Below are 19406 nucleotides of genomic sequence, written 5' to 3' on the forward strand. Positions count from 1 at the left end.
ATTAAAAATATCACAGCTTTCAAATTGCCATTTGTTATAAGAATTCAGATAAAAACATGACATTTTTGCTTTCTCTTAAAAATTATACAAAATGTACTTGAAATAGATCGCTCACAATCCCATATTATAATGGAGTCTTACTCATTGTTGTTTTAATAACATTATGAAAAATATATATAAATTTATTTGAAATCCGAAAAAGTGTTCCCATCTATTAGACAAGTACAAATTTGTTGTGAGGAATAACAAGAATGCGTTTTGAAAAATTTACAAACCGCTTGCAGCAAGCCCTTTCAGATGCTCAATCTTTAGCGATGGGTAAAGACCACACCGCGATCGCAGGTATTCATATTTTGAGTACCCTCTTAGAAGAGCCATCAAATATTAGTTTGTTGCAACAAGCAGGTGCACGATTACCTGAACTTAAACAAAAGCTTGAGCAAGCTATAAAAGATGCTCCGACCATTGCGAATCCGACTGGGGATGTCAATTTAAACCCTGAAGCTGTTAAGGCGCTTAATCTGGCAGATAGATATGCGCAAAAGGCGGGTGATGAATTTTTGTCAACTGATTGGGTGCTATTAGGCTTAGCAGAGACAGGCGAAACTAAAAATATTTTAAGTGCCGTAGGTGTAACTCCCGACAGTCTACGCAAAGTAATTGAACATATTCGAGGTAGTGATAAAGTCATGAGTAATAATCACGAAGATCAACGTGACTCACTTAATAAATATACGATTGATTTAACTGAGCGTGCCTTATCTGGAAAACTTGATCCGGTGATTGGGCGTGATGACGAAATCCGCCGTACCATTCAAGTTTTATCACGTCGTACAAAAAACAACCCTGTTCTTATTGGTGAACCGGGGGTTGGTAAAACAGCTATTGTTGAAGGTTTGGCTCAGCGTATTGTCAATGGTGAAGTGCCAGAAGGCTTAAAAAGCAAACGTGTTTTATCTTTAGATTTAGGTTCATTACTTGCTGGTGCTAAATATCGTGGTGAGTTTGAAGAACGTTTAAAAGCTGTTTTAAAAGATTTGGCAAAACACGAAGGCGAAATCATCCTGTTTATTGACGAGCTGCATACGCTTGTAGGCGCAGGTAAAGGTGATGGCGCTATGGATGCAGGTAATATGTTAAAACCTGCATTAGCTCGTGGTGAATTGCGCTGTGTGGGTGCAACAACTTTAGATGAATATCGCCAATATATTGAAAAAGATGCTGCATTAGAGCGTCGTTTCCAAAAAGTGTTGGTTGATGAACCAAGTGTTGAAGATACCATTGCGATTTTACGTGGTCTAAAAGAGAAATATGCCACTCACCATGGTGTGCAAATTTTAGACTCAGCGATTATTGCCGCGGCAAAAATGTCTCATCGCTATATTACTGATCGTCAATTACCAGACAAAGCAATTGACTTGATTGATGAAGCCGCTTCTCGTATTAAGATGGAAATTGACTCTAAACCTGAAGCACTTGATAAACTTGATCGCCGTTTAATCCAGTTGAAAATGCAATTGGAAGCTGTGAAAAAAGATGAAGATGTCGGCAGTAAAGCTGAAGTTAATCATCTTGAAAAACAGATTGCTGAAGTCGAGAAAGAATACAACGATCTTGAAGAAATCTGGAAATCTGAGAAGACTCTTGTCGAGGGTACTAAACAGGCTCAGGTTGAACTTGATAAAGCGCGTATTGCTTTTGAGAAAGCTCAGCGTGAAGGTGATTTGGCTGAAGCAGCACGTTTACAGTATGGCGTAATTCCAGAGTTGCAAAAACAACTGGAGCAAGACGAAGTTGCTGAAGAAAACGAAGAGCCAAAACTCATTCGTACTAAAGTGACTGAAAATGAAATTGCCGAGGTTGTGAGTGCTGCAACAGGAATTCCAGTTGCTAAAATGATGCAAGGCGAACGTGAAAAACTCCTTAATATGGAAGAGTTTTTACATGACCGTGTTGTAGGTCAAGATGAAGCTGTTGTAGCCGTTTCGAATGCCGTACGTCGTTCACGTGCTGGCTTGTCTGACCCGAATCGTCCTAGCGGATCATTCTTGTTCTTAGGTCCAACAGGTGTTGGTAAAACAGAGTTGACCAAAGCATTGGCGAACTTCTTGTTTGACAGTGATGATGCCATGATTCGTATCGACATGAGTGAATTCATGGAGAAACATTCGGTTAGCCGTTTGGTTGGTGCGCCTCCAGGATATGTGGGTTATGAAGAAGGTGGTGTTTTAACCGAAGCTGTTCGCCGTAAACCATATAGTGTAGTGTTGTTTGATGAGGTTGAAAAAGCGCATCCAGATGTATTCAATATCTTGCTACAAGTGTTGGATGATGGTCGCTTAACAGACTCACAAGGTCGAGTAGTAGACTTTAAAAACACTGTGATTGTGATGACCTCGAACTTAGGTTCACAAGATGTACGTGAGCTAGGTGAGGGTGCAACAGACGATGAAGTGCGTACCATTGTAATGAATGCGGTAAGTCAGCATTTCCGTCCGGAATTTATTAACCGGATTGATGAGCTTGTGATTTTCCATTCACTCAAAAAAGCACAGATTCGAGGCATTGCTGATATTCAGTTGGATCGCTTACGTTCACGTCTGGTTGATCGTGATATGAGTTTAACTGTAGATGACACTGCTTTTGATTTATTGATTGATGCTGGTTTCGACCCTGTTTATGGCGCGCGTCCATTAAAACGTGCGATTCAACAACAGATTGAAAACACATTAGCGCAAAAAATCTTGTCGGGTGATTTTGTCGCAGGTGATACTATTTTAGTGAAAGGTGAAAATGGTCATTTAGTCTTCGATAAAATGAAACTCAGCTAATCTTGTTCTGCTAAAACCGAAAAGAGAATATGGAAACATATTCTCTTTTTTTATGGCCAGACTATTTAGGTTTTTGATGTGAGTAAAGCAATTAGGGTGTCTGAAACTTTCTGAGTTAATGTCTTTAACTTTTGTTCAGGATGGCCAGATAAAAAATAATGGTAATGATAAATACGTTCTTGATAAGAAATGCAGATAAAAAAGGTACCTACAGGTTTTTCTGAGGTTTCACTTCCCCCAGATTTTAATAGCCCAGTACAACTTACAATAATATCGGCTTTGGGAAATAACGTTTGTCCCAGCTTGCACATTTCCTCTGTAACTTGTGGTGACTCAGCTGTGTAAGTCTCTATTAACTTGGGATTAATATTTAAAATGCTAATTTTAATGCTAGGGTCATAACTCACTAAACCACCGAGTAAAATGTCTGCACCGCTATTTTTATGAATAGAAAATTGACTGGTTAAATAACCGGAACTCGCACTTTCAATAAAGGCAATTTTGAGTTGAAGATTTTCTAATAGTTGGCAGCAGTGCTGAAGCATTATTTCACCTCGATTGGTGTTTATTTATAAGTAAAAACGATTTACAGATAAATTATAAAATTACAGTAAGTGATTTAAGGGTGTCATTCAAGTCTGGGATAAAAATCTATAAAACTGCTTGAATATTCACAAAATGCCTGTGAAAAAAATCCGGTTTTAAAATGATCAATGTTAATTGTCGGGAAGTTTATTTATAACATTGCGACATGCGTAAAAAATTGTTAATTTTGTTCGATATAACGAACAATAACAATTTTAGGATGAATGAAATGAACAATAAGCAAGGGTATATGCTGGGAATTTTGAGCGGTGTATCTGTATTATTATCAAACACATGGGCAGCACAACCAATGTCGGAAAGTGCACTTGCCACTCAAACAGGGGCGATAACCGCATCTTTACCCGTGATTATTGCCAAAGCTCAGGACGATGCCAAAAAACCAGCGATAGAACAACAACAAGTACAGCAGGCGTTAGGAGATAACTATTTACAGCAAGTTCGATGGGATGCGCTGAGAACTAGCGTACTTTCTCCGTATCAAGAACAAAAACAGAATCATGTTGTTGATAGTAAAGAAAAGAAGAAGTTAGAAATGATTGCATTACCGGAAAGAGCAGACCGTTTTACTAAATATGATTTTGAGTCAAAAAATGTTCATGGTGAGGTTATTATTACCGTGAAGTAATAATAACCTCTAGTCTCATTAATACTGATCTAGACCAGGGTGCTGAATTTTCCATGCACGGTGGATTTTTTGATTACGTTTAAAATCAAGGCCGATGGTTTCAGAAGTGATTTCTTCAACCTGAAAAATAGCCTCGATCTCTTCGTCCATTTCAAAACCACGATAGTTATTCGAGAAGTAAAGCGTACCTTCACTGTGTAAACGGTTCATTGCGCGTTTAATAAGTGAGATGTGGTCACGTTGTACATCGAATGTACCATAGAATTTTTTCGAGTTTGAGAATGTCGGCGGGTCAATAAAAATAAGATCGTATTGTTCATGACCTTCTTTTAACCACTCAAAACAGTCGCTGGCAAAGAACATGTGTTGTTCATCTGCATGATCTACAGTTAAGCCATTTAAAACAAAGTTTTCTTTTGACCAGTTTAGGTAAGTGTTAGATAAATCCACACTTGTTGTACTAGCAGCACCGCCAAGCGCAGCATGTAAGCTTGCAGTAGACGTATAGCTATATAAGTTCAAGAAGTGTTTACCACGTGCTTCTTGAGCAATACGTAAACGCATTTGACGATGGTCAAGGAATAAACCCGTGTCTAGGTAATCAGTCAGGTTAACTAAAATTTTAGCTTTACCTTCTTGAACGATAAAACGTTTTGAAGCTGTACTTTGCTTCGTATATTGAGTTGTACCCGTTTGGCGTGCACGTGTCTTAATAAAGATGGCATCACGGTTTAAACCAGTAACAGCGCGAATTGCAGCAAGCGCTAAATTAAAACGTTTTTTAGCTTTTTCTGGATCGATTGTTTTTGGTGGTGCGTATTCCTGAACGTGTAAACGGTCACCATATAAGTCAACAGCGACATTAAAGTCAGGTAAGTCTGCATCATACAAACGTAAACAATAAACATTTTCTTTCGTTGCCCATTTTTTCAAGGCAGTCATATTTTTTTGCAAACGATTAGCGAAGTCTTGAGCTTCTTCCATTTCAATAGGTTGAGCTTGCCAAGTTGCTAAAAATGGTTGAGTTACTTTTTCAGGTTTGATTACACCGAAACGAATATAAATTGGCAACTTACCATTCATTAAGCGTAAGGTTTCAGGCGCTTCAAATGCTAGAACATCAGATTGTTCAATTTGAGCTGCAATAACTGCTGCATATTGATTTGGGAAATGTTTTTGTAAAAGCGCTGATAAACCTAAGTATAGAGAACGGTTTGAAGCTTTTTCACCTAAACGTTCACCATAAGGCGGGTTAGTGACAATAAATGCAGTTTTGCCTTCAGCAGCAAAATCTGGCCAATCCGCTAAAGTACGCTCTTCGATCTGAATCTGACCTAATAAACCTTCAAAACCTGCCGCAATAATGTTTTCACGGGTTGCTTTAATTGCTTCCCAGTCTGCATCGTAGGCATAAAATTTAGGTAAAGGTAATTGAAGTGCTTTTTCGTGACGTTCTGCTGCTTCTGCTTTAAGTGAAAGCCAAAGTTCGCGGTCATGACCATGCCAGCCATTAAATCCAAAACGGCGAACAAGTCCTGGTGCACGGTCAGTTAAAATCATTAATGCTTCAATGATAAATGTGCCTGAACCACACATTGGGTCAAGTACAATCTCTGGATTACGCTGTTTGAGCTGAGCTTTTTGCAAAATTGCCGCAGCAAGGTTTTCTTTAATTGGTGCATCGGTCATGTAACGGCGGTAACCACGCTTATGGAGCGAGTCACCTGATAAATCTAGGCAGTAAGTATGTTCAGTTTTACCTGCCAAAGCATAGATCGTAATTTCTGGTTGTTTGGTGTCAATGCTAGGACGACGTCCTACAGCTTCCATAAATGAATCAACAACGCCATCTTTTACACGCAGTGTAGCAAATTGCGAATTGACCATGATTTCACGTTCGGCATGCAAGCGAATTGCAAAGGTACTTTGTGGTGCAAAAACAAGTGACCAGTCAAAGCTCATTGCACCTTCGTAGAGTTCTTCTGCCACATCACGTGCATCATGCGTAAAATCAAGTTCATAAGTATGAATAGGAAGTAAAACACGGGACGCGAGACGTGACCACATACAGATGCGGTAAGCTTGTTCAAGCGTTCCTTCAATGATTAAACGTCCTGCTTTACGTTCTGTCACTTTGGTGCCAAGTTGTTCTATTTCTTCTTGTAAGAGGGGTTCTAAACCATCAGCACAAGTAATCCAATAGTGGTTTAAACGTAAAGAGGTATTCATAAACTCGATTGACCAAAACATATAAATATTAACGATGCAAAGTTTAACTTATTTTGATGTCTAAAGGTTTTTAAATTATTGCAACCTATCATTTAGCAACCAATAAACTGATTTTTAAAGAGTAATACCTTGTAATTGGTATGTATTTTGCTAGACCAAGATAATTGATGGTTATTTATTTAAGAGACAAAGTCGATTTTTAACCATTTTTATAATTTTAATGGATGGGGACCTTATAAATGAAAGACATGATGGGGAATGGTTTTATTGCTAATGCAGATGCTTTCTCAGTGGCCACACAAATATATGTACGTATGCGTCGGGTAACGGGGCGGGTAATAGATGCAATGTATGTGATTCAAAATAAAGATTATGCAAAATATGTAATTACGGTGGCGTTAGAAACAGAGGATGATGAATTAAAACGATGTGTTGAGCGATTAAGATCATTAGTTGAAACACTGCCAGAATCTTCTCAAAAAGAAACGCCCGCTGTTACTAAGGCGGATGAAGAGCCAGAAATAACAGCCGAAGACATTTATCGGGCACAAGTTCCACATCATTACATTGGTGCCTTAAGGTAATCTCGAATAAGACCCTAAATTTTTGGTCAATTTAGGGTCTTATTCTGTAAAGTTCTTCTGTGAAAAGAACGGAATTCAGCTACACTATGCACGTTTTCGCGATTCGACCCATAGGAATCCATTATGCATATTGCAGCGTTGCATCAGCCGAGCCAGGTTCAGCTCAATCAGGACGGAAATTTAAAACATTTTTTAACAATTGAGGGACTTTCAAAAGAAAACCTCACTAAGATTTTAGATACCGCACAAAGCTTTTTAGATGATAATAATAATTTAATTAACCGTCCGCTCTTAGAGGGATTGACGGTTATGAATCTTTTCTTTGAAAACTCCACCCGTACTCGTACTACTTTTGAAGCAGCAGCAAAACGCTTGTCTGCCAATGTATTGAATATTGATATTGCACGTTCAAGTACATCGAAAGGTGAAACATTACGAGATACGCTTTGGAACCTTGAAGCAATGGCTGCTGACATTTTTGTTGTGCGCCATTCATCTTCAGGTGCTGCTCATTTCATTGCTAAAGATGTGTGTCCAAAGGTCGCAATTATTAATGCAGGAGATGGACGTCATGCCCATCCAACGCAAGCGATGCTCGATATGCTTACCATTCGCCGTGAAACAAAGAAACCGTTTGAAGATTTGAGTGTTGCCATTATTGGAGACATCAAACACTCTCGCGTAGCACGTTCGGATGTAGCAGCATTACAAACCCTCGGATGTAAAGATATTCGTGTGATTGCACCGAATACATTATTGCCAGTGGGCTTTTCAGAATATGGTGAACACGTTCGCTTATTCAACAATATGGATGCAGGGATCGCAGATTGTGATGTGATTATTGCCCTACGTATTCAAAATGAGCGTATTGACTCTCCAGCATTATCTTCACAGTCTGAATTCTACAGAATGTATGGTTTAAACAAAGAGCGTCTAGGTCTAGCTAAACCGGACTGTATCGTGATGCATCCGGGACCAATGAATCGTGGTGTAGAAATTGACTCAAGTGTTGCGGATGGAGACCAATCAGTTATTTTGAAACAAGTAACCAATGGTATTGCTGTTCGTATGGCCGTATTGGCGTTATCAATGCAAGGCCAACTCCAAGAGCAAGGTTTAATTGAAGCGATTACGTTGTAAGGAATGGATCACATGAGTATTGTAAAAATTGAAAATGTACGTGTGTTAGACCCAGTCCAAAAAACAGACAGCGTACAAACTGTATATCTTCAAAATGGCAAGTTGGTTTCTCCAGTAGAGCAAGTTGAACAAACCATTGATGGACAAGGTAAATGGTTAATGCCAACCATGGTTGATTTGTGCGCACGTTTGCGTGAACCGGGTCAACAGCAACACGGTACACTTAAATCTGAAGGTAAGGCCGCACGTGCTAATGGTATTTTGCATGTGATTACTCCACCAGACTCAAAACCGATTGTACAAGACAACGGTGCGCTTATTCATGGCTTGATTGAAAAGGCATGGCTTGATGGCGGCATTCATATGCATATTATCGGTGCTCAAACCCAAGGTCTAAATGGTAAACAACCAGCAAATATGGCGGGCCTAAAAAAGGGTGGTTGTACTGCTGTTTCAAATGCTAACGCTGCTTTTGAAAATGATGATGTGGTTATTCGTACTTTGGAATATGCAGCGGGTCTTGGCTTAACGGTTGTGTTCTATGCTGAAGAACCACAAATTGCTAAAGATGGATGTACACACGAAGGCTTTATTGCTTCTCGCCAAGGTCTGCCAATGATTCCGGCGCTTGCTGAAACTGTAGCGATTGCAAAATATTTGCTTATGATTGAAGCAACTGGCGTAAAAGCTCACTTTGGTTTGTTGTCTTGTGGTGCATCGGTTGAATTAATTCGTGCAGCAAAAGCAAAAGGCTTGCCTGTAACTGCTGACGTTGCAATGCATCAGTTACATTTAACTGAACACTTAATCGACGGTTTCAATTCACTTGCACACGTTCGCCCACCATTGCGTTCTGAGCAAGATAAAGAACTTTTACGTCAAGGATTAAAAGAAGGCGCAATTGATGCAATTTGTACGCACCATGAACCTTTAAGCAGTTCGGCAAAAATGGCGCCATTTGCTGAAACTCAGCCGGGTATTACCGCTTTTGATACTTATGTATCTTTAGGTGTCCAACTCATTAATGAGGGTTTATTTGAACCTCTTGAATGGGTTGCTAAAGTTACGAGTGTTCCAGCACAGGTTGCGAATATGACCTCGCGTTGGGAAGATGAAGCTGGATGGGTGTTGGTAGATCCTGAATTAAGCTGGACAGTAAGTAAAGACACTATTTTATCTCAAGGAAAAAATACCCCATTGTTGGGTCAAACCTTGACGGGTAAAGTACTTCAAACTTTTGCTAACTGATAAAGTGCTTAGTTAAAGTAAATTTAAAATATAAACAGGTAGATCAATATGATCTACCTGTTTTGTAAATACTAGATGGAAAATTGTATATAAATTATATAAAAAACAACAAAAGATTGAAGGAAGATTAGAATAAAAAACTATCAGCAAAGAGAAGTATTTGAATAATCAAAAGTTGCTGATTACGACGTATAAGATTCGGGAGAATAACCAATGTCGATAAACCCTATAGAATTGCTTAAAGAAAAAGTATCTTCAATATTATTAAATGAACAGGATGGATACCTAGGCGAAAAATCGAATGCTTTATCTAAGTTTTATCCAATTTTACTTTCATTATTAGCTGCTAAACCTGATCTTATCGGACAATTGAAAAATAGTTTGGCTCCTTCCTTATCAGACCTTTTTTCTCATAATGACCAAATCAAAAATACTGTACTTACCCATTTAAGTGGTACAGCACCAAATAATGAAATTGAAAGCACGCTCAACAGTGCAATTAAACCCAGCCTTAATGCAATTTCAGATGTTGCAGGAAATGACCAGCAAAGTATTGTGAATTACTTGCGCCAGCATGCAGATACTATTCGTTCATATTTACCAGCATGGGCAGTGGGTCTATTAGCTCCGCTAGGACTTGGTGCAGGTTTATCTTCAGTTCCACATGCAACTTCAGCAGCCCCGCCATTAGCTGCAGCAACTGAAAATACAGGTAAGTCTCGTGGGTTCTTACCGATTATTGCCCTCATTATTTTGGGTCTGATCATTGCTTGGTTATGGCGTTCTTGTCAGCATAAAGAAGCTGTACCAGCCTCAGAACCGACGGCTGCAAGTGGTGTTGAAGCTGCTGCTGCACCCGCTAGCTTAACTTTAAGTACCGATGATAAAGGTACAGTGAGTGAGTGTCAGGCTGGAATTGGTGATCAAGGCTTCTTGGCAACGCTACAAACCAACGTTAAAAAAGTTTTTTCGACAACTCAAGATTGTAAGGTGGATACAAGCCAAACTTATGCAGCTTCATTTACCGACAAAGATGCGCTTGCAGGTGTGTTAGGTGCGTTAAAAGGTGTGCCAAATGCATCTTTAGAATGGGTGGGCGACAAAATTACTTTGAAAGCAGGTGATGCGGCAGCATTAGAAGCTTTAACTGCAAAAGTAAAAGCATTGGTGCCACATACAGAGGTTGTCGGTACAGCACCAGTAACAGCTGAGCAATCTGTAAGCAATAGCTTAACTGCTTCGCAAACTGCTCTAGGATCAATTGACCCGAACAATGTCGATGTAAATGCTTTGGTGAAAGCACTTAACTTGCAAATTATTAATTTTGCGAGTGGTTCAAGTGACATACCTGCCGATAACAAAGCCATTCTTGACCAAGCTGCAACACTTTTAAATAAAGTGACTAGCATCAAATTAAATGTGGGTGGTCATACCGACTCAACTGGTAATGCTGCTGCAAATAAAGCTTTGTCTCAACGCCGTGCTCAAGCAGTTGTAGATTATTTAAAATCTAAAGGTGTGGATGCTTCTAAATTAGTTGCAGAAGGCCATGGTTCTGATCAGCCAGTTGCAGAAAACACGACAGAAGAAGGTCGCTTTAAAAACCGTCGTATTGAGTTTTCAGTAGCCCAATAATCGACTGATTTATGAAAAATTAGTTATTTTAATTTGAAAAAAGCTTCTCATTTTGAGAAGCTTTTTTGTTGAGACAAATAATGTTGGATTGATATGAAAATCAGTTTGGTGGGAAGTGGGCGAGTTGCCTTTCATTTGGCAAAGGCTTTATTGGGCCAAGGTCATAATATCGTACAGGTCTATGCGCGTGATTTTGATAAAACCCAAAAATTTGCAGAGAAAATTCAAGCAAAAGCATGCCAAACTCTTCGCGAATTTCAACCGACCGATCTTATCATTTTAGCAGTTTCAGATAGTGCAATTGCAGAGCTTGTAAAACAAGTTCATGAATTCTTTCCTGACACACTTATTGTCCATACTTCGGGTAGTACTGATATTGAAGTCATCAGTCATGTACATGAAAAAGCAGGGGTGTTTTATCCATTACAAACATTTAGCTTAGAAAGAGATGTTGATTGGTCTGCAACGCCGTTATTTGTTGAAGCAATAACAAATATCGACCAGAAACTACTTTCAGATTTAGCAAATAGCCTAAGTAACCGAGTATATCAATACACCTCAAAACAACGTTTAACTTTACACTTAGCGGCTGTGTTCGCTTGTAATTTTAGTAATTACTGTTTTGATATGGCAAAACAGGTAGTAGATAAAGAGCTGGTGGACTTTAGCTTGCTCTATCCTTTAATTTTGGAAACGGCAAAAAAAGCCACTGAAAATGATCCAAAGCACATGCAAACTGGACCTGCTGTAAGAGGTGATCAAAATATCTTGGCCATGCATCAAAACCTATTAGCACAAGCAGAACGAGATGATTTAAAAGACATATATCAACTTTTAAGTGATGGCATCTTAAAACGCCATCACTCGGCTTAATGTTTGTTTAAAAATCAAGGTTCGCCGTTATTTCCCCATTTTAAAAAGCCCGCACGTTGATTTAAACGTTCAAAATACTGGTCGACGTGCTTAAGCGTTGGATGGTCAAAAGGAGTGGCCTTCCAGCGTTGTACAGATAGACCAATTGGAATATCGGCTAAGCTAAATTGTGAACCTGCAACATAGGCTTGAGTTTTTGCAAGTTGTTGATCAAGAATCTGCATATGGCGATTCCAGTTATCAATACCTTGTTGTAATAAGTTTGGATCTTGATGATCTGGTGAATGTCTCAGCAAAGACATAATGGTATAAGTCCAACTGTTATTCAGCTCTATCGCTTGCCAATCAAGCCACTGGTCTACAAAAAATCTTTCTTTCGCTTGAGTAGGGTAAAGCAGGTGCTCTTTATCATAGGCATTTGCTAGATAACGGATAATACTGTTGGATTGCCAAAGTACTAAATTGCCATCTAAAACAACAGGAATTTGCCCATTTGGGTTTAATTCTAAAAATTCAGGAGATTGGGCAGAACGAACGCCTCTTCCCCAATCTTCTCTTTCATATTCAAGATTTAATTCTTCACAGAGCCATAAGACTTTACGAACATTGATTGAGTTATCGCGTCCTAAAATTTTTAACATGTTGTTTTCTGACTTTTCGTGAGATTAAGTAAATTGAATGTAATACAGATTCTTTAATTTTTTAAGATTTAATAATAAAAAAGATAGCAGAACAAATACTAGCTATAAGAGCATAATTTTTTTGATATTTATTATTCTTTTGTGGTGAAAATATACAGACAGTTTTGTATAAAAAGAGTTAAAATAATGTATTGAAAATGAAAATATAAATTCTGAATGTATCTTAATTTTACAATTGATGATCAAGACAAGATCATAGGGGAAGACGTAATCCAAGTCGGCGAGTCATTTTCTCCAACTTAAATTACACTGTTTTGTATGAGAATTTAAAATAGTATTTTAGATAGAGAAAAATATTTTATATGTTTAATTTATTATTAATGGGGCTTTCATTTTTTTTTGGATTTTTTTTAATCTTATGGTTAATTTTTAAATTTCTTCTTCTTGTGATTAAGAATATCTATACAAAGTATATTTTTCTAGGATTATCCTTAATTTTACTTTTAATTTGGGGTAGCTATTTTATTGTAAAAAATTATGAACAAAGAAAAATGGAGAAAAATTTTTGTTTGCAAGCTAAAAATTTTAATACAAATCAATTGTATGAAAGAGCGATGGCAAGTTATTTTCAGAGTTATAAAGATGATATCATTTTTAAAAAATCGAAAGATAAAGTAGATGATAATGAAAAAAGTGATAATGCTACTTATAATCTATTTGTTTTAAAAGAAAATATTCGTAATCTTGATGACTTGCAAAATGCTTTTAAAAGTCAAATTGAAAATCCACATAATACAATTAATTCTAAAGTTACTGCAGGAAAAAGAGGAAATAAAATACTTGATGAGGATTTGGTGTTAGATGGTATTTCTCATGGTAGTGTTGTGGTTTTAACAGGGTTTTCAAAAATACGAGACAATATTGACGTAAATAATAAAAATTTTTATCAGCAACTCAATAATAAAAATAGTTTTTTATTAACATTTTCATCAGATGGCGATGCCAATCTGCAAAATTTTTATCCCTATAACTGCTGTAGTATTATTAATTATGATAATTTAATTAATAATAAGGAGGTTAGTCATCTTTCTAAGCAAAAAATAACTAAATATTATTTAATAGTTTCTTATTATAGATATAAAATTAATGCATTTATTAAGGACATGAAATATATACCACTTAAAGAAATTTATATTGAATCTCAGGCACATCCTATTGATGAATGTGGAAGGGTTTATTTTAATGTTTATCTTCCTGTAGAAAGATTGAGTATTAATTGAAGTTGGATTAGGCTAAATAATGATATGTGATATAGTTTATATTGAAAATTATGAATTATTGTCTTTATGTTAGTTTTAAGGTTTTGATTAATTGTGAAAGGTGAAGATTGTTTGGGTTTTAATTATATGACTTTATATAATATATTAATTGTCTTTGGGCTCGTTTAAAAGTCAAACTTCCTACTTGAGATTTAATGGGGATTAAAATGAAAGAATATAAAATATTGTTTTTTTCTATATTGTTGTTTTTATTGATATTTGATTTTATTAATAATAAATATTACGAATATATAATTAATAAAAATGAAGAAGAAGGATTTTGTACAAGTGAGAATAGATATCTTACTGATGAAGAAAAAATAATAGATTTAAAAGCAGATTTTTTGGCTATAGAAATGGAACATTGGATTAGAGATGGTCGTGAAGGATTTAATGTGGATGATAATGTGATGTATGTTTCTAAATTTAATTTTAATAATAAGGAAAAAATTATTGAAGTGATACGTACTGCAAAATTAGATAAAACATTCGAAGATAATATGGGTATTGTGGCAGTGGCAACAATGCAGGAATATTATGATAATAAAGATTGTAAGAAAGATAAAAGAAGATGCAAAGATTTAAGCGAAAATAAGAATAATTTAAAAAGTTTATGGACAAAAGATAATCGTGTGGATATTGATTATTTGAAAAGCTTGCCAATGAACTATTCTGTAATAACTTATGGGCGAACAATTTATCCACTTTCAAGTTTGAAGAAAATAAGTAACAGTAATTATAGTATAGAAGAATACTCTATTGATAAGCTTTGTTGTGATAATAAAGAAATCCTTAAATCGATTAAAACAATCGATTTAAAAATGATAAGGAATATGAAAAGAATGGAAGAAGGTGGAAAAATTTATAGCACCAAAGAACCTGATTTATATTTGGATCAAATTGATGGTCAAAATATTGATAATATTTATATTATGAAGTTATATGAAAATTTAGCACTTAATGAGCCAGAACAAGTCCAAAGATATGGATTACGTATGAGTATAGGCTCTTTAAGACGTGATATACATCCAAACGTTAGAAAAATATTAGTCACAGCATGTGGCAATATTTCAGAAGAAGAGCAAATATTTAACTCTAGTGAAACTCAAAGTGGCGAAGATGTTTCATTAAGAAAAAGAAATAAACTATATTAATTAGATTTTTGCTATTTTATAATTTTAATACTATTTAGAAGTTTTGATAATTTTAGAGATTAACTAATGTCATATCTAAAGAAAAATTTATTGTTTATGTACTTTTTATTTTTAGGAGGATGTATGAATAAAGAAAAAGCCAATATACCTCAAGAGGGGGATATGGTTATATGGAAACAAAATAATAATTTAGTTGTTAAAGCAAAATTAGGGGAGCGTAGAATACATATTCCTGATCAATTTGATTCAGAATTTTATCGCCCAGAAAGAGAGCATTATTTAGGACAGTTTCCAATAAATTATATACCTGAAAAATTTGCTTCAATCACTCAAAAAGAGATAGATAGTTTACCAATGCCTGATTCAAATCGGCAATTACAATTTAATTTAATTTTAAGAAACTCAAGTTTTCAGGCTACAGATGGGTATGTGCCAGATCATAAAGATCAAGTGCGAGTTAATATTGAAGGTCTAACTATAGATATGCGAGAGCAGAAATTAGATACTCATAAAATAATGCTAAATAATTTTAATTCTAAATATATAGATCTTAAATCAAAGTTCAAAAAAAATGGTTTAGATTGTTATAAAAGAAATATATCTGATAAAGCTTTTTCTTGTTATGGATATTCGAAAAATAAAGATGTTACTGGAGTTTTTTTAGATGTATTCGCATCAGAAAACACTAGTGATAATCATTTTATTCAAATTTATGGAAATAGTTATGAACCTAATAAATATGGGGGAGTATGGGTTAAATGGGAAACAAATTTAAATAATTGGGAAGACTGGCAAGAAATTGATAATGCAATTTGGCGTTTGTTAGATATCTGGAATGTGGCTCCTTTAGAAATTAAGTCAAAAAATACTAGAAAATGAATATGTTAATAATTAACTTAAATTATTAATATATATGTAATTAAAAAATATATTGAGGTATATGATTTACGCTAATTTAAAAAGGCATTAAATACTAATATTTAATGCCTTCATTTTTTGTCTTTAGTAGTTAAATTTTACTTTATCTTTTTAAAGATAAAGTCATTAATCTTATGACCTGACTCAATACCACGGCGTTCAAACTTAGTCACTGGACGCCAGTCTGGACGTGGGTAGCTGTTGCCTTTACCTGCCAGGTTTTCAAGGTCTGGACGGTTATCTAATACATCTAGCATCCATTCAGCATACGGTTCCCAATCTGTTGCTGCGTGGAACGTACCGCCAAGCTCAAGCTTTTGTTCAACCAATGGCATACGCTCATGAGCAACAAAACGGCGTTTGAAATGACGTTTCTTTTGCCAAGGGTCTGGAAAGTAAAGTTGTACGCAGTTAATGCTGTTGTCTGGCATTTCACGTAGAACTTGAATCGCATCTGCATCAAGTACACGTAAGTTTTTAACTTCTGCTATACCTGCTTCATATAAGCATTGAGCAATACCAGGTACATGAACTTCAATACCTACATAGTTGCGTTCAGGGTTCGCTTTTGCCATAAGAACTAATGAACGACCCATACCAAAACCGATTTCAACAGTTAATGGGCGCTCTGGATGTTCGAAGTGTTGACGTAAGTCGCCAACAGGATATTCCAAAATTAAATCGCGATGTTGTTCTAATGCCGTGCGTTGAGACGTATTAAGTGGTGCTGAACGACGCATAAACGTCACAATTTCACGGTGTTCAGGCAAATTGTCTAAGTCTGCAATTTGCGTTTCTAGCTGATCGATCGACATAACCTTGGCAATATTGAAATTCAAATGCGGTATTTTAAGTCTTCATGGGATCAAGTCAAATGTTTCGGTGTTTTTCTTCATGTAGATGTCATGATCAATATTTACTCTAAGAGACTAATTAAAACTCATATGAACACTTTTACTCATGAAAACTTTTCAATTAAGAACACTTTCGGTCTTTTTAAGTGCATTAGGTGCATTTTCATATAGCTCAGTTGCTCAAGCACAGCTCATGTTTAGTCAATATGTTGACGGCAGTAGCAATAAAAAAGGCTTGGAAATTTATAATCCAGATGGGGCTACAGTTAATTTAGCCGATTATGAGATCCAACAATTTAATAATGGCGGAACAGCGAAGACAGTGGTTTTTCGTTTACAAGGCACACTCGCGAGTAAACAGAAGTTTTTAGTGGGCCGCTCAGAGTTGCAAACAGAGCTTGGAAGTAAAGTTAATCAGGTGGCTGCTTTATCTTTTAATGGAGATGATGCGGTTGTACTTGTTTATAAAGGTACGCCTGTAGACCGTTTTGGCCGTATTGGTGAGCGTCCAGCAGCGGGATGGGGGACGGCAGTTTCAAGCTTGGGAAATAGTTTTAAGCGTATTGAAACTGAGAACCCAGCTTTAAATGTTGATGCAACCGCAGCATTTGATTTGGACCATTCATGGTCGGCTTGGACAAACCGAAATGACTTTTCAAATTTATCAGGTTCTACAACTCAGCCTCCTGTTGAAACAGTAAGTTGTTCGAGCTCAGATACAGCTATTGCTGACTTGGCGGCAGCAACTCAAGACCAGACTTATACTGTGCGTGGTGTGATTACGGCTGATTATCGTTATGCCAATGGATTCTCTGGTTTTTATGTTCAGACGCCAGACACAAAAGCACGTGCAAATGTCAGCAATGCTATTTTTGTTTATATTCCAAATAGTAGTGCGGTAAAAGGTGGGCAAGTTGGTGATGAAGTTATTTTACGTGGCCGTTTAACGTCTTATCAAAACCAGCTACAGATAGACCAATTACAACAAGATATTCAAACTTGTAATAGCAATATGGCAAATCAGGTTCAGCCGGTTAGCCTTGAACTTCCGTTTGCCAGCTTAACTGGTGGCTCGGCCAACTCTCCGCAGCGTTATCAAGGTATGTTGGTCAAATTACCTCAGACTTTAACGGTGAGTGAGAACTACAATTATGGTCGTTATGGTGAATTATCTCTAAGCTTAGGCCGCTTATATATTCCAACCAATTTATATCCAGCATTATCTCCTGAAGCCAAAGCTCTAGCTCAGAAAAATTTATTATCGAAAATTATTTTTGATGATGGCTATAACAATCAAAACCGTACACCTTGGTTACCAAGCAATTTTAGCGCTGCCAATACGTTACGCTCGGGTTATCAACTTAAAAATGCTGAAGGTATTTTAGAATATCGTTTTAATGGTTGGCGTGTACAACCTGTGCTTGGACGTAATCAGCCTGAAGTTATTACTCAAACAAACCCGCGTCAAAGCGTCCTTACCAAAAATGCTAATCACATTCGTGTAGCTTCATTTAACGTTTTGAACTATGACAATGGCGCAACGGGTTTCCCAACAGAGCGTGGTGCGACAACACAAGCTGAGTTTGATAAACAGCATCGTAAAATTGTGAGTGCATTAAAAGCGATTGATGCTGATGTATACGGTTTAATGGAAATTTCGAACAATGGTTATGGGCCTAACAGTGCAATTGCCAATTTGACCAAAGCTTTAGGTAGCGATTGGAAATATGTGGTTCCTGAAAACTTAGACCGTTTAGGTGGTGACGCAATTGCGGTTGCTATTATTTATAACAGCAAGCGTGTTAAGCCTTTAAATAAACCTGTTGTGCTTGATTTAGGCGACAAGAACCGAACAACTTTGGCGCAAAGTTTCCAAGCAGTTCGTGGTAATAAAACGTTTACTGTTATTCCAAACCACTTGAAATCGAAAAGCTGTAGTGGGGTCGATGCTAGCTCTACTGATGCAGACCAAAAAGATGGTCAAGGCTGTTGGAACCCAACTCGTGTGAAAGCCGTTGATCAAATTGTGCAGTGGCTCGCGAAAAATCCAACTCAAGTGCAAAAGCAAAATGCTTTACTTGTAGGGGATATGAATAGTTACGCAAAAGAAGAGCCTATTTTGGCATTTGAAAAAGCGAACTATAAAGTTTTACTTAATGACACTAAGGTCGGTCAGGGTACTCAGGCATATAGCTATGTGTATGGTGTTGCAAGTGATGCTAACGGTAATGGTGGAGCAGGTAACTTAGATCATGCAATTGCTGATGCAGCTTTATATCCAAAAGTGGTCAGAACTTTTGCATGGCATATCAATGCAGATGAGCCAACGGTTCTAGATTACAACGAAGAATATAAAACGGATGAGCAAAAGGCATTGTTCTATGGTGAAGATGCTTATCGTTCGTCGGATCATGACCCTGTAATTGTCGATCTAGATTTAAATGGAAAAGACTCAACTCATCCTGACGATGATAAGAAAAATGGGATTTTTGATTTCTTAACTGAATTAGTGAATTGGCTTAGCCAACTTTTTAAGCGTAATTAACGGAAAAATTGCGTGACGCAAATGTGTTTTATCATATTTTAAACAATCGTCACGCAAGACAACTTGCAAGGAATGACTTTTTGAAGAATATTAGATGGTGTAAGTATTTTATAAGTTTACGCTTTTTTACAATTAAAGAATTGTGCAAACCTTGCAGGTTTTCTAGAAGCAATTTAAAACGTTAATATGAGATAACAAGGATCA

At 36.7% G+C, this 19406-nt stretch carries 15 protein-coding genes; 11 read left to right on the forward strand and 4 right to left on the reverse strand.

Annotation, left to right across the window (positions count from 1 at the left end):
• Nucleotides 1-251 precede the first annotated feature (251 nt).
• On the forward strand, nt 252-2831 hold the full coding sequence (clpB, locus tag ACS125_RS09835; protein WP_013198493.1) for an ATP-dependent chaperone ClpB: 2580 nt from the start codon (nt 252-254) through the stop codon (nt 2829-2831).
• A gap of 65 nt (nt 2832-2896) precedes the next feature.
• Here the strand turns inward: clpB and ACS125_RS09840 are convergent, their stop codons facing one another.
• Nucleotides 2897-3376 (reverse strand): CinA family protein, encoded by a 480-nt coding sequence (locus ACS125_RS09840; RefSeq protein WP_443271815.1) that lies wholly within the window; start codon nt 3374-3376, stop codon nt 2897-2899.
• Between the two features lie 269 nt (nt 3377-3645).
• On the opposite strand from ACS125_RS09840, the gene ACS125_RS09845 reads away from it, so the two are divergent.
• Nucleotides 3646-4062, forward strand: a complete 417-nt coding sequence (locus tag ACS125_RS09845; protein ID WP_107882491.1) for a hypothetical protein — start codon at nt 3646-3648, stop codon at nt 4060-4062.
• A gap of 18 nt (nt 4063-4080) precedes the next feature.
• Here ACS125_RS09845 and rlmKL read toward each other — a convergent pair whose 3' ends face one another.
• Nucleotides 4081-6291, reverse strand: coding sequence for a bifunctional 23S rRNA (guanine(2069)-N(7))-methyltransferase RlmK/23S rRNA (guanine(2445)-N(2))-methyltransferase RlmL (gene rlmKL / locus ACS125_RS09850; protein WP_443271818.1), 2211 nt, complete (start codon nt 6289-6291; stop codon nt 4081-4083).
• A gap of 239 nt (nt 6292-6530) precedes the next feature.
• Here rlmKL and ACS125_RS09855 point away from each other — a divergent pair, with 239 nt between their 5' ends.
• From ACS125_RS09855 to ACS125_RS09875, 5 genes are all read left to right on the forward strand, one after another.
• Nucleotides 6531-6875 (forward strand): hypothetical protein, encoded by a 345-nt coding sequence (locus ACS125_RS09855; protein ID WP_004793661.1) that lies wholly within the window; start codon nt 6531-6533, stop codon nt 6873-6875.
• Between the two features lie 123 nt (nt 6876-6998).
• On the forward strand, nt 6999-8015 hold the full coding sequence (locus ACS125_RS09860; RefSeq protein ID WP_016141676.1) for an aspartate carbamoyltransferase catalytic subunit: 1017 nt from the start codon (nt 6999-7001) through the stop codon (nt 8013-8015).
• Nucleotides 8016-8027: 12 nt separating this feature from the next.
• Nucleotides 8028-9263, forward strand: a complete 1236-nt coding sequence (locus ACS125_RS09865) for a dihydroorotase (protein ID WP_443271820.1) — start codon at nt 8028-8030, stop codon at nt 9261-9263.
• Between the two features lie 213 nt (nt 9264-9476).
• The gene (locus ACS125_RS09870) at nt 9477-10898 is read left to right on the forward strand and encodes an OmpA family protein (RefSeq protein ID WP_443271822.1); all 1422 of its coding nucleotides are present in this window, start codon (nt 9477-9479) and stop codon (nt 10896-10898) included.
• 93 nt (nt 10899-10991) lie between these two features.
• Nucleotides 10992-11771 (forward strand): Rossmann-like and DUF2520 domain-containing protein, encoded by a 780-nt coding sequence (locus tag ACS125_RS09875; RefSeq protein ID WP_443271824.1) that lies wholly within the window; start codon nt 10992-10994, stop codon nt 11769-11771.
• 14 nt (nt 11772-11785) lie between these two features.
• On the opposite strand, the gene ACS125_RS09880 is transcribed toward ACS125_RS09875, so the two are convergent.
• Nucleotides 11786-12412 (reverse strand): glutathione S-transferase family protein, encoded by a 627-nt coding sequence (locus ACS125_RS09880; RefSeq protein ID WP_443271826.1) that lies wholly within the window; start codon nt 12410-12412, stop codon nt 11786-11788.
• Between the two features lie 362 nt (nt 12413-12774).
• On the opposite strand from ACS125_RS09880, the gene ACS125_RS09885 reads away from it, so the two are divergent.
• The 3 genes from ACS125_RS09885 (at nt 12775) to ACS125_RS09895 (ending at nt 15764) form a co-directional block, all read left to right on the forward strand.
• A complete protein-coding gene (locus ACS125_RS09885) occupies nt 12775-13692 on the forward strand; it encodes a hypothetical protein (protein WP_443271828.1) in 918 nt (305 codons plus the stop codon).
• Between the two features lie 206 nt (nt 13693-13898).
• Nucleotides 13899-14885: a hypothetical protein gene (locus tag ACS125_RS09890; protein WP_443271830.1), complete on the forward strand. Its 987-nt coding sequence runs from the start codon at nt 13899-13901 to the stop codon at nt 14883-14885.
• A 123-nt stretch (nt 14886-15008) separates the two neighbouring features.
• A complete protein-coding gene (locus ACS125_RS09895; protein ID WP_443271832.1) occupies nt 15009-15764 on the forward strand; it encodes a hypothetical protein in 756 nt (251 codons plus the stop codon).
• Between the two features lie 137 nt (nt 15765-15901).
• On the opposite strand, the gene trmB is transcribed toward ACS125_RS09895, so the two are convergent.
• Nucleotides 15902-16618, reverse strand: a complete 717-nt coding sequence (trmB, locus tag ACS125_RS09900; protein WP_004642023.1) for a tRNA (guanosine(46)-N7)-methyltransferase TrmB — start codon at nt 16616-16618, stop codon at nt 15902-15904.
• Between the two features lie 145 nt (nt 16619-16763).
• On the opposite strand from trmB, the gene ACS125_RS09905 reads away from it, so the two are divergent.
• Nucleotides 16764-19202: an ExeM/NucH family extracellular endonuclease gene (locus tag ACS125_RS09905; protein WP_443271834.1), complete on the forward strand. Its 2439-nt coding sequence runs from the start codon at nt 16764-16766 to the stop codon at nt 19200-19202.
• The last annotated feature ends 204 nt before the right edge of the window (nt 19203-19406 follow it).

This window comes from Acinetobacter sp. PFS20 (assembly GCF_052261015.1).
GTDB lineage: Bacteria > Pseudomonadota > Gammaproteobacteria > Pseudomonadales > Moraxellaceae > Acinetobacter.